The sequence below is a fragment of the Kitasatospora sp. NPDC058115 genome (assembly GCF_042884635.1).
Taxonomy (GTDB): Bacteria; Actinomycetota; Actinomycetes; order Streptomycetales; family Streptomycetaceae; genus Kitasatospora.
The window spans coordinates 1-11,288 of sequence record NZ_JBHVTL010000029.1 but is presented as its reverse complement, the minus strand read 5'-3'; the positions used below and the strand labels follow the sequence as shown (position 1 = coordinate 11,288).

The following is an 11,288-nucleotide window of genomic DNA, read 5'->3' as shown; positions in this document are numbered from 1 at the left end:
GTCTTTTGGATCAGGCCTGGGCCGCAGGGTCTGGCACGCACATCTGCGGCGTTGTGGTGGGGGGGCCCGGGCCCCCCCCCCAACCCCCGCCGGCCCCCCGGCGGGGGCCCGGGGGCCCGGTCGGCCCCCCCGCGCCGGCCGGCCGCACGGGACCCCGTGGGCACTACTGGTCGGAGTCGCCCGGCGGGGTGGCCGCCGGCTTCGCCTTCCCGTCCGTGTCGTCGGAGTCGTCCGACTCGGCGGACTGGTCGCCGTCGAGCAGCCGGGCGAGCTGGCCGCCCAGGATCCGCTTGAACTTGCGCTGCTGGAAGCGCTGGCGGTCCAGGACCGCCACCTCCAGCTGGTCGGGGGTGAGGGTGCGCGGGGTGCCGCCGTTGGGGTCGCGGGCGAGCGAGTCCACGGCGACCTTGACCGCCTCGGTGAGCGAGAAGCCGGCGCGGTGCCGCTGGCCGAGGTAGTTGCCGATCGAGTCGGCGTTGCCGCCGACCACCACGTAGTTCTTCTCGTCGACGACCGAGCCGTCCGGGGTGAGCCGGTAGATCTGGTCGTCCTCGCCGGAGCGGCCGACCTCGGCGACGATCAGCTCGACCTCGTAGGGCTTCTCGCCGACCGAGGAGAAGATGGTGCCGAGCGTCTGGGCATAGACGTTGGCCAGGCCCCGGGCGGTGACGTCGGCCCGGTCGTAGGTGTAGCCGCGCAGGTCGGCGTAGCGGACGCCGCCGATGCGCAGGTTCTCGAACTCGTTGTACCGGCCGACCGCCGCGAAGGCGATCTTGTCGTAGATCTCGGACACCTTGTGCAGCGCCCGCGAGGTGTTCTCGGCGACGAAGACGATGCCGTCGGCGTAGGTGAGCACGACCACGCTGCGACCGCGCGCGATGCCCTTGCGGGCGTACTCCGCGCGGTCCGCCATGGCCTGCTGGGGGGAGACGTAGAACGGTGTCGACACCGGCGGTCGTCCCTTCCTTCCTCAGTTGATGGCTAGAGCAGCGGGGCCTGCGGCCCGTTGGGGTGGGCGAGGCGCTGGTCGGTGATGGAGACGGCGATCTCGGCGACCTCGGCCTCGGTGAGCCGGCGGAAGCCGTCCTCGGTGATCAGCGAGACGATCGGGAAGATCTTGCGGGCGAGGTCGGGGCCGCCGGTGGCGGAGTCGTCGTCGGCCGCGTCGTAGAGGGCCTGGACGACCATGGTGGAGGCCTGCTCGGCCGTGAGGTCCTCGCGGTGGAGCTTCTTCATCGAGCCGCGGGCGAAGACCGAGCCGGAGCCGGTGGCGGCGAAGCCGCGCTCCTCGGAGCGCCCGCCGGTGACGTCGTAGGTGAAGATCCGGCCCCGGCCGAGGTCGAGGTCGTAGCCGGCGAACATCGGCACGACCGCGAGGCCCTGCATCGCCATGCCGAGGTTGCCCCGGATCATGGTGGTGAGCCGGTTGGCCTTGCCCTCCAGCGAGAGCACGGTGCCCTCGATCTTCTCGTAGTGCTCCAGCTCCAGCTGGAACATCCGGACCATCTCGATCGCGAGGCCGGCGGTGCCGGCGACGCCGACCGCGCTGTACTCGTCCGCGGGGAAGACCTTCTCCATGTCCCGCTGGGCGATGACGTTGCCCATGGTCGCCCGGCGGTCACCGGCGAGGACCACGCCGCCGTCGAAGACCGCGGCCACGATGGTCGTGCCGTGCGGGGCCTCGATGACGCCCTCGGGCAGGCTGCGCCGGCCGGGGATCAGCTCGGGCCGGTGGGCCTCCAGGAAGTCGAGGAACGACGAGGACCCCGGGGTCAGGAAGGCAGCCGGTAGACGCCCGGTGCCACGAGTGTTGGCTTCCACACGATTCCTTCCAGGTAGCTTGAAGCGCGCACTGCCCGCACCCTACCGGCCGGACGATCACTGTCCAGCACGGCGGAGGGCCGGATCGGACGGACGGACGGCTCCCGCCGCCCGTCCGCCGTCGTCGGTCGCGACCGTGAATTCCCGGAATGCCGCCGGGCAGCCGCCCGGAGCCCGACCGGGATTACTGTCCGCCCTTTTGCACGAACTGCCGCACGAAATCCTCGGCGTTCGATTCCAGGACCTCGTCGATTTCGTCCAGAACCGCGTCGACGTCGTCACTCAGCTTTTCCTGGCGCTCCTTGAGGTCCTCGGAATTCTGCGCTTCCGCGGCCTGCTCCTCGACCTCCTCGGAGGAGCGGTTCGCCCGCTGCTGGCCGCCGCCGGTGTCCTTGCTCGCCATTTACCTCACCCCGCTCGATCGTCTGGCACGGTTTGGTCGTTGCTTGCTGCACCGACCCTATACACAAGGTGCGACAACCCGCTTCCGGTTTGCCGGTGGCGCTTCCTGTCCAACGCCCGCCGGTACCCCAGATGATTCCCATTCGCCCGGCGTTCACCCGTGGTGATCGGAAACTCACCGGGCTATCCGCCGGACAGCACCCGCAGCAGGTCCTCCGCCGTGCGGCAGCGGTCCAGCAGCTCCTTGACGTGGTTGCGGGTGCCGCGCAGCGGCTCCAGGGTGGGCACCCGCTGGAGCGAGTCCCGGCCCGGCAGGTCGAAGATCACCGAGTCCCAGGAGGCCGCCGCGACGTGCTCCGCGTACTGCTCCAGGCAGCGGCCGCGGAAGTAGGCCCGGGTGTCCTCCGGGGGCTTGGTGACGGCCCTGGTGACGTCCTCCTCGGTCACCAGTCGGTCGAAGCGTCCGCGGGCCACCAGGCGGTTGTAGAGGCCCTTGTCGGGCCGCACGTCGCTGTACTGGAGGTCGACCAGCTGCAGGCGCGGGTTGTCCCACTCCAGGGCGTCCCGGCTGCGGTAGCCCTCCAGGATCTCCCGCTTGGCGATCCAGTCCAGCTGGCGGGAGAGCGACATCGGGTCGCGCTCCAGGCGGCCCAGCACGTCCTCCCAGCGGGCCAGCACGTCCACCGTCTGCTCGTCGGCGTCGGTGCCGAAGCGGTCCTCGACGTACTTGCGGGCCAGCTCGAAGTACTCCAGCTGGAGCTGCACGGCGGTGAGCCGGCGGCCGCTGCGCAGTGTGACCAGGTGCTTCAGGGTGGGGTCGTGGGAGATCCGGTGCAGGGTCCGCACCGGCTGGTCGACGGCCAGGTCGGAGGTGATGAAGGCGTCCTCGATCATCGCCAGGACCAGCGAGGTGGTGCCGAGCTTGAGGTAGGTGGAGATCTCGGAGAGGTTGGCGTCCCCGATGATCACGTGGAGCCGGCGGTACTTCTCGGCGTCGGCGTGCGGTTCGTCCCGGGTGTTGATGATCGGCCGTTTGAGGGTGGTCTCCAGGCCGACCTCGACCTCGAAGAAGTCGGCGCGCTGGCTGATCTGGAAGCCGTGGGCGGAGCCGTCCTGCCCGATGCCGACCCGGCCGGCGCCGGTGACCACCTGGCGCGAGACGAAGAACGGGGTGAGGTGGCGGACGATGTCGGCGAACGGGGTGGCCCGCTTCATCAGGTAGTTCTCGTGGGTGCCGTAGGAGGCGCCCTTGTTGTCGGTGTTGTTCTTGTACAGGTGGATGTTCTGCCCGTTGGGCAGCTCCAGCGCGCGCTGTGCGGCGGCCGCCATGATCCGTTCGCCGGCCTTGTCCCAGAGCACGGCGTCGCGCGGGTTGGTCACCTCGGGCGAGCTGTACTCGGGGTGCGCGTGGTCCACGTAGAACCGCGCGCCGTTGGTGAGGATGACGTTGGCGAGGCCGATGTCCTCGTCGGTCAGCTGGCTGGCGTCGGCGACGTCCCGTGCGAGGTCGAACCCCCGGGCGTCACGCAGCGGATTCTCCTCCTCGAAGTCCCAGCGGGCCCGCCGTGCCCGGTGCATCGCCGCCGCGTACGCGTTGACGATCTGGGACGAGGTGAGCATGGCGTTGGCGTTGGGGTGCCCGGGCACGGAGATCCCGTACTCGGTCTCGATGCCCATCACGCGCCGTACGGTCATGCGGCCCTCCTTGCCCGGTGCGCCGCCCCCGGCGGGCGGTCCACACTGACGTACCGCTGAACAACACCGACGCCGGCCGTCTGCCCGCGAACGGTGGGTCGAGCCTAGAACGCCTTGCCGACCGGCGGGCCCCGAGACGCGCCGTCCGGCTGCGGGGCCGCGAGGCGCCACAGCCGGACGGGGTGCGTGCGTTCCGGGAGGCCCGGAGCGGTTCGGCTACAGGTACTGCCCGGTGTTGGCGACAGTGTCGATGGAGCGGCCGGACTCGGCGCCCTGCTTCCCCGTGACGAGGGTGCGGATGAAGACGATCCGCTCGCCCTTCTTGCCGGAGATCCGGGCCCAGTCGTCCGGGTTGGTGGTGTTCGGCAGGTCCTCGTTCTCCTTGAACTCGTCCACGCAGGCGTTGAGCAGGTGGGAGACCCGCAGACCGCGCTGGCCGTGGTCGAGGTAGTCCTTGATGGCCATCTTCTTGGCCCGGTCGACGATGTTCTGGATCATCGCGCCGGAGTTGAAGTCCTTGAAGTACAGGACCTCCTTGTCACCGTTGGCGTAGGTGACCTCCAGGAAGCGGTTCTCCTCGGTCTCGGAGTACATCCGCTCCACCACCGACTGGATCATCGCCGCCACCGTGGCCTCGACGGAGCCGTCGTGCTCCTTGACGTCGTCGGGGTGGAAGGGCAGCGAGTCCTTCAGGTACTTGGAGAAGATGTCCTTGGCGGCCTCGGCGTCCGGGCGCTCGATCTTGATCTTGACGTCCAGCCGGCCCGGCCGCAGGATGGCCGGGTCGATCATGTCCTCGCGGTTCGAGGCGCCGATCACGATGACGTTCTCCAGCCCCTCCACGCCGTCGATCTCGGCGAGCAGCTGGGGGACGATGGTGTTCTCGACGTCCGAGCTCACGCCGGAGCCGCGGGTGCGGAAGAGCGACTCCATCTCGTCGAAGAAGACGATGACCGGGGTGCCCTCGCCGGCCTTCTCGCGGGCCCGCTGGAAGACCAGGCGGATCTGCCGCTCGGTCTCGCCGACGTACTTGTTGAGCAGCTCGGGGCCCTTGATGTTGAGGAAGTAGCTCTTCCCCTGGGGGCGGCCGGTGACCTCGGCGACCTTCTTGGCCAGCGAGTTCGCCACGGCCTTGGCGATCAGCGTCTTCCCGCAGCCGGGCGGGCCGTAGAGCAGCACGCCCTTGGGCGGGCGCAGCTCGTACTCCTTGAAGAGCTCGGCGTGCAGGTACGGGAGCTCGACCGCGTCGCGGATCAGCTCGATCTGGTTGGCCAGGCCGCCGATCTGGCGGTAGTCGATGTCCGGGACCTCTTCGAGGACCAGCTCCTCGACCTCGGCCTTCGGCACGACCTCGTACACGTAGCCGGACCGCGGTTCCAGCAGCAGGGCGTCCCCCGCCCGGAGGGTGATCTCGCGCAGCGGTTCGGCGAGGCGGACCACCCGCTCCTCGTCGGTGTGGCCGATGACCAGGGCCCGCTCGCCGTCCTCCAGGACCTCCTTGAGGGTGACGAGGTCGCCGATGCGCTCGAAGGCCATCGCGTCCACGATGTTGAGGGCCTCGTTGAGCATCACTTCCTGGCCGCGCCGCAGCTCGTCGAGGTCGACGTTGGGGCTGACGTTCACGCGGAGCTTGCGGCCGCCGGTGAAGATGTCGGCGGTGCCGTCCTCGTTGGAGCTGAGGAAGACGCCGAATCCCGCCGGGGGCTGTGCCAGCCGGTCCACTTCCTCCTTGAGGGCCACGATCTGGTCGCGGGCCTCGCGCAGGGTGGAGGCGAGCCGTTCGTTCTGGGCGGTCACGCCGGCCAGGTTGGTCTGGAGCTCGACGATCCGCTCTTCGAGGATTCTCGAATTGCGCGGCGAGTCGGCGAGCTTGCGGCGCAGCACGGCGATTTCCTGCTCAAGGTACGAGACCTGAGCGGCCTCGTCGGAACCACGAGCGGGCCGGCCGGTGCTGCGGTTGTAGTCGTCATCGTGGGCTGCCACGGTCCTCACCTCCTCCGGGGAGCTGGACGCTTCCAGACCCTACCTGGGACCAGGGGTCCCTAAACCCCTAGATCAAGAAAGATGGAACGGGCGTGTCCGATCTTCGCCCTCGCGTGCTTCCCCTCTGCTAGGGGGATACCCACCGCGCACCGGCCAAAGCGGGCCAGATGTATCGTCGAGCGAGTCGATATCCGATCGGGACCGACACCCTGGGTCCGATCGTTGTACGAATGGCGGGAATGCCCCAGGACGGGGCGTCCCGGGACAGAAACGGCGGACAATCATCATGTCGGTGAGCGAGTCGGCGGCTGCCGGGCCGCTGGAGGTGTGGATCGACCAGGATCTGTGCACCGGTGACGGCATCTGCGCGCAGTACGCGCCGGAGGTGTTCGAGCTGGACATCGACGGCCTCGCCTATGTGAAGGGCGAGGACGACGAGTTGCGCCAGCAGCCGGGCGAGACGGTGCCGGTGCCGCTGACGTTGCTTCAGGACGTGGTGGACTCGGTGAAGGACTGCCCGGGCGACTGCATCCACGTGCGCCGGGCCGCGGACGGCGTCGAGGTCTACGGGCCTGACGCCGAGTAGGCGGCGCCGGGTCCGGGCGCCCGGGGGCGGGTGGCGTCAGGTGAGGCTGAGCGGGGCGGCGGTCCGGGAGAGTTCCCAGCCGCCGCCCTTGCGCGTCCAGGTGAGGTCGACCGAGATGTCGGGCGCGAACCGCGGCACGTCGTCGGCGGAGTAGCCCTGGGCGTGGGCGGTGACGGTGCCGTCGGAGCGCAGCGCGAGGCGGCTGACGGTGAGGTTCTCGCGCTCGGAGAGCAGGGTGGCCAGCACGACGGGGCGCCCGCCGGGGCCGGGGCCGAGCAGGTAGACGGCGTCGGGCGGGGTGCCGTTCTCGGCGGCGCAGTGCGCGGCGGCGACGGTGCCGGGGCGGCCGTCGCCGAGGTCGGCGGCGAAGCTGACGGCCACGGTCACCGGGAACGGACCGCAGTCGAGCGGGAGTTCGGCCTTCGCCGGGTCGGGGGCGGCGGCCGCGGGAAGGGCCCTGGGGGTGGCGCGGACCGGCCCGGGGGTGCCGCTGGCGGGGCCGGCGGCGAGCGCGGTCACCACCACGGCGGCGCAGCCGGCCACCGTCACGGCCCAGTGCCAGGGGGCGGTGCGCCCGCGCCGGGGGCCTCCGCGGCCCGTGGCGGTCTGCTGTCCAGCCGTCGTCCCGACCGCGGTCTCCACCAGGCGTCCCCTCCCGTGGTCTGTGTGAGCGAGCATCGTCCCACACCGGCGTCACCGGGCGGTGGCGCGGGTGCGGGAACGCGGAAGGGGTGGTACGGCGCTGCCGTACCACCCCTCCCGCGGAGCGTTGTCAGTCGAGGCCGGCCTGATCGGCGGCCTCGGCGCGGGCGGCGGCCCGGGCGGCGGCGCGCTCCTGCAGGGTGGGCTCGGGGGCCCCGTTGTCGTAGTCCTCGCCGTAGGCGCCCTTGGCCGGGCGGCGGCGGCGCAGCGGCGGCTCGACGCCGTCGGCGAGCCGGCGGGCGGTGAGCAGGAAGCCGGTGTGGCCGATCATCCGGTGGTCCGGGCGGACGGCCAGGCCCTCCAGGTGCCAGGTGCGGACCATGGTCTCCCAGGCCTGCGGCTCGGTGAAGGTGCCGTGCTCGCGCAGCGCCTCGACGGTCCTGGACATCTGCGTGGTGGTGGCCACGTAGCAGCAGATGAGGCCGCCGGGGACGAGCGCCTCGGAAGCGACGTCCAGGCACTCCCACGGGGCGAGCATGTCGAGGATGACGCGGTCGACGTCGGTCTCGACGAGGTTGTCCTGGAGGTCGCCGACGGTGAGCTTCCACGCCGGGTGCGGCCCGCCGAAGTAGCGCTCGACGTTGCCCCGGGCGATGTCGGCGAAGTCCTGGCGGCGCTCGTAGGAGGCGAGCATGCCGGTGTCGCCGACGGCGCGCAGCAGGTAGGTGGAGAGCGCACCGGAGCCGACGCCGGCCTCGACCACGCGGGCGCCGGCGAAGATGTCGGCCATCGCCAGGATCTGCCCCGCGTCCTTGGGGTAGATCACGGCGGCGCCGCGCGGCATGGACAGGACGTAGTCGGGGAGCAGGGGGCGCAGCGCGAGGTACGGGACGTTCCCCGTGGTGCGCACGACCGTGCCCTCGGGGGCGCCGATCAGCTCGTCGTGGGGGAACGCACCCTTGTGGGTGTGGAACTGGTTCCCGGCCTGGAGCGTGAACGTGTAGTGGCGGCCCTTGGGGTCGGTCAGCTGGACCTGGTCCCCGACCTGGAAGGGCCCTCGTCGGCGGGCGGCACCGGTCGGTTCGGACATGCGGACAATCCTAAGGGAAGCGAACCGTCCGGCTGACCAGGTAATCCGCTCAGCGGCCGGTGACGGCGGCGGTCAGCCGCTGTTCGATGTCGGTGAGCGCCGCCACGCCGTAGGTGCGGCCGTCCTCCTCGACGACCAGGTACTCCCCCGCGGGGGTGGCCCGGACGGCGCGCAGCAGGTCCTCGCCGGCCAGGTCGGCGGAGAGCCGCAGCCCGGGTTCGAGGTCGCGGGCGAGCGGGCCGACGCTGACCCAGGGGCGGCGGTGCTCGGGGACGGAACGGACGGCGGCCTCGCGGACGATGGCGATCGGCTCGCCGCGGCCGTCGACGACCACCACGGCGCCGGCCTGGGCCTCGCGGGCGCGGCGCATGGCCTCGCCGAGCGGGGTGTCGGCGGTCACCTCGACGGCCCGGCGGGCGAGGTCGCGCAGCCGCAGGCCGGGCAGGACCTCCTTCAGCCGGGCGTTGCGCAGCGCGCCGCTGGCGCCGTTCCAGATGATCGCGGCGAGGACGGCGGCGAGCACGGCGTCGACCAGGGTGTCGGTGCGGCTGCGGTCGAGCGCGCGGGCCGAGCTGATCAGCGGCAGGCCGATCAGGACGGCGAGGGCGAGCGCGCGCCCGGCCCAGGCGGCGGCGACGGTGCCGGCCATCGGCCGGCCGGTGACGCCCCAGACCACGGCGCGCAGCATCCGGCCGCCGTCCAGCGGCAGGCCGGGCAGCAGGTTGAAGGCGGCGACGACGAGGTTGGAGACCATCAGCCCGGTGAGCAGGACGCCGGGGACGGTGGAGACCTCGACGGCCTGGAGGGCGAGGTAGAAGACGCCGCCGAGGACGAGCGACAGCAGCGGGCCGACGAAGGCCAGCCAGAACTCGCGCCAGGGGCGTTCGGCCTCCTTCTCGATCTCCGAGACGCCGCCGAAGAACTGGAGCTGGATGCGGCGCACCCCGAGCTTGTAGCGCAGGGCGACCAGGGTGTGGGCGAGTTCGTGGACCAGCACCGAGCCGTAGAAGGCGACGGCGAAGGAGAACGCGACCAGGTAGCGGGCGGCGCCGAGGTCGGGCAGCACCCGGTCGAGCTGGCCGCCGAAGACCCAGGTGATCAGGGCCGCGATGAGGAACCAGGACGGGGTGACGTAGATCGGCACGCCGAAGGGGCGGCCCATCAGGATGCCGCCGCGGGGTTCGGGTTCGCGGGGCGGCGGGGACCCCGGCCGGGTGCCGCCGCCGTGCGGCGGCTGGTCGGAGGTCTGCTGCCCCCTGGAGTCGCTCACCGTGTTCCCTTCGTCGTCGGCCCCCGCAGCGCGCCGCGCGCCGGTGCGCCCACGCTACGTGATCGGGGCGGCCGTCCGGCGCCCGCCCCTCGCCCTCCCCCTGGGTTCATACCCCGTGGCGACCGCTTTGCGGCAGCACCGTGGCAGCGGGATGACAGCGCAGGGCAATAGGGTCTGGGGTATGCAGACCGAGACCAGCGGCCCCGTGCCGGCCCCGCCCCGCCCGGCGGCGGCCCCGAGCGGGCTGTCCCCGTCGCGCGCCGGCGACTTCCTCACCTGCCCGCTGTTGTACCGGCTGCGGGTGATCGACCGGCTGCCGGAGCCGCCGAGCCCGGCGGCGACCCGGGGCACCCTGGTGCACGCGGTGCTGGAGCGGCTGTTCGACTCGCCGGCGACCGAGCGCACGCCGGAGCGGGCGCTCGGGCTGCTGCGCCCGCAGTGGGAGCGGCTGCTGGGCGAGCGCCCCGAGCTGGCCGGGCTGTTCCCCCAGGACCCGGACGGCGCGGCGCTGACCGGCTGGCTGGCGGACGCCGAGAAGCTGGTCGCCCAGTGGTTCCGGCTGGAGGACCCGACCCGGCTGCACCCGGTGGAGCGCGAGCTCTACGTGGAGACGGCGCTGGAGTCGGGGCTGCTGCTGCGCGGCTACATCGACCGGGTGGACGTCGCTCCCACCGGTGAGGTCCGGCTGGTGGACTACAAGACCGGCCGGGCGCCCTCGCGGGACTTCGAGGGCAAGGCGATGTTCCAGATGAAGTTCTACGCACTGGTGGTCTGGCGCTGGAAGGGCGTGATCCCCAAGCGGCTGCAGCTGGTCTACCTGGGCGGCGGCGGGGACGTGGTCAGCTATGACCCGGACGAGGCGGACCTGCTCGCGGTGGAGCGCAAGCTGCTGGCGCTGTGGGAGCGGATCGGCCGGGCGGTGGCCACCGGCGACTTCCCGGCGACCCGCAACCGGCTCTGCGACTGGTGCGACCACCAGGCCAGCTGTCCGGAGTTCGGCGGCACGCCCCCGCCGTACCCGCTGCCGCTGGCGCGTACGTCCGACGAGGTCGATCCCACGGGGGATCCGACGAGCAAGGAGTCGTAGGTGACGATCCGAGTGCTGCTGGTCGACGACCAGCCGCTGCTGCGCACCGGTTTCCGGATGATCCTGGAAGCCGAGTCCGACCTGGTGGTGGTCGGTGAGGCCGGCGACGGCCAGCAGGCGCTGGACCAGGTGCGGGCGCTGCAGCCCGACGTGGTGCTGATGGACATCCGGATGCCCCGGATGGACGGGGTGGAGGCGACCCGCCGAATCGCCGGCCCGGGGCGCGACGGCCCGGCGAAGGTGCTGGTGCTGACCACCTTCGACCTGGACGAGTACGTGGTGGAGGCGCTGCGCGCGGGGGCGAGCGGCTTCCTGCTGAAGGACGTGCCGGCCGAGGAGCTGGTGCAGGCGATCCGGGTGGTGGCGGACGGCGCGGCGATGCTGGCCCCGTCGATCACCCGCCGGCTGCTGGACATGTACGCCACCAAGCTCCCGTCCGGCGAGGAGGCGCCGCCGCAGGCGCTGAACGCGCTGACCGAGCGGGAGCTGGAGGTGCTGAAGCTGGTGGCGCGCGGGCTGTCGAACGCGGAGATCGCGGCGGAGCTGTTCGTCAGCGAGACGACGGTGAAGACGCACGTCGGCCACGTGCTGACCAAGCTGCAGTTGCGCGACCGGGTGCAGGCGGCGGTGTACGCCTACGAGAGCGGCCTGGTGCGCCCGGGCACGCTGTAGGGACGAGACGGAGGCCCGTCGGTTCCCCCCGGCCCGGGGG

At 71.8% G+C, this 11,288-nt stretch carries 11 protein-coding genes and 1 pseudogene; 3 read left to right on the top strand and 9 right to left on the bottom strand.

The window, feature by feature from the left end:
• Window positions 1-163 precede the first annotated feature (163 nt).
• The 6 genes and pseudogenes from prcA to arc form a co-directional block, all read right to left on the bottom strand.
• Window positions 164-949 (bottom strand): proteasome subunit alpha, encoded by a 786-nt coding sequence (prcA, locus tag ACFVVL_RS27835; RefSeq protein ID WP_380298056.1) that lies wholly within the window; start codon window positions 947-949, stop codon window positions 164-166.
• Between the two features lie 32 nt (window positions 950-981).
• Window positions 982-1,776 (bottom strand): proteasome subunit beta, encoded by a 795-nt coding sequence (gene prcB, locus ACFVVL_RS27830; RefSeq protein WP_380298064.1) that lies wholly within the window; start codon window positions 1,774-1,776, stop codon window positions 982-984.
• Window positions 1,773-1,850 (bottom strand): annotated as a pseudogene (locus tag ACFVVL_RS27825) (recombination endonuclease VII); the annotation flags it as partial. The pseudogene ACFVVL_RS27825 and the gene prcB, both read right to left, overlap by 4 nt.
• A gap of 155 nt (window positions 1,851-2,005) precedes the next feature.
• Window positions 2,006-2,224 (bottom strand): ubiquitin-like protein Pup, encoded by a 219-nt coding sequence (locus ACFVVL_RS27820; RefSeq protein ID WP_380298058.1) that lies wholly within the window; start codon window positions 2,222-2,224, stop codon window positions 2,006-2,008.
• Window positions 2,225-2,406: 182 nt separating this feature from the next.
• On the bottom strand, window positions 2,407-3,918 hold the full coding sequence (gene dop / locus ACFVVL_RS27815; RefSeq protein ID WP_380298059.1) for a depupylase/deamidase Dop: 1,512 nt from the start codon (window positions 3,916-3,918) through the stop codon (window positions 2,407-2,409).
• Window positions 3,919-4,134: 216 nt separating this feature from the next.
• A complete protein-coding gene (arc, locus tag ACFVVL_RS27810; RefSeq protein WP_350545465.1) occupies window positions 4,135-5,901 on the bottom strand; it encodes a proteasome ATPase in 1,767 nt (588 codons plus the stop codon).
• Between the two features lie 286 nt (window positions 5,902-6,187).
• On the opposite strand from arc, the gene ACFVVL_RS27805 reads away from it, so the two are divergent.
• Window positions 6,188-6,487 (top strand): ferredoxin, encoded by a 300-nt coding sequence (locus tag ACFVVL_RS27805; RefSeq protein ID WP_380298060.1) that lies wholly within the window; start codon window positions 6,188-6,190, stop codon window positions 6,485-6,487.
• A gap of 36 nt (window positions 6,488-6,523) precedes the next feature.
• Here the strand turns inward: ACFVVL_RS27805 and ACFVVL_RS27800 are convergent, their stop codons facing one another.
• The 3 genes from ACFVVL_RS27800 to ACFVVL_RS27790 form a co-directional block, all read right to left on the bottom strand.
• Window positions 6,524-7,129 (bottom strand): hypothetical protein, encoded by a 606-nt coding sequence (locus ACFVVL_RS27800; RefSeq protein ID WP_387679960.1) that lies wholly within the window; start codon window positions 7,127-7,129, stop codon window positions 6,524-6,526.
• A 130-nt stretch (window positions 7,130-7,259) separates the two neighbouring features.
• The gene (locus ACFVVL_RS27795) at window positions 7,260-8,219 is read right to left on the bottom strand and encodes a tRNA (adenine-N1)-methyltransferase (RefSeq protein ID WP_387679957.1); all 960 of its coding nucleotides are present in this window, start codon (window positions 8,217-8,219) and stop codon (window positions 7,260-7,262) included.
• 49 nt (window positions 8,220-8,268) lie between these two features.
• Window positions 8,269-9,489, bottom strand: coding sequence for a site-2 protease family protein (locus tag ACFVVL_RS27790; protein ID WP_380298437.1), 1,221 nt, complete (start codon window positions 9,487-9,489; stop codon window positions 8,269-8,271).
• Window positions 9,490-9,670: 181 nt separating this feature from the next.
• Here ACFVVL_RS27790 and ACFVVL_RS27785 point away from each other — a divergent pair, with 181 nt between their 5' ends.
• Together ACFVVL_RS27785 and ACFVVL_RS27780 are read left to right on the top strand one after the other, a co-directional pair.
• Window positions 9,671-10,576, top strand: coding sequence for a RecB family exonuclease (locus ACFVVL_RS27785; RefSeq protein ID WP_387679954.1), 906 nt, complete (start codon window positions 9,671-9,673; stop codon window positions 10,574-10,576).
• On the top strand, window positions 10,577-11,248 hold the full coding sequence (locus tag ACFVVL_RS27780) for a response regulator transcription factor (RefSeq protein ID WP_148647703.1): 672 nt from the start codon (window positions 10,577-10,579) through the stop codon (window positions 11,246-11,248).
• The last annotated feature ends 40 nt before the right edge of the window (window positions 11,249-11,288 follow it).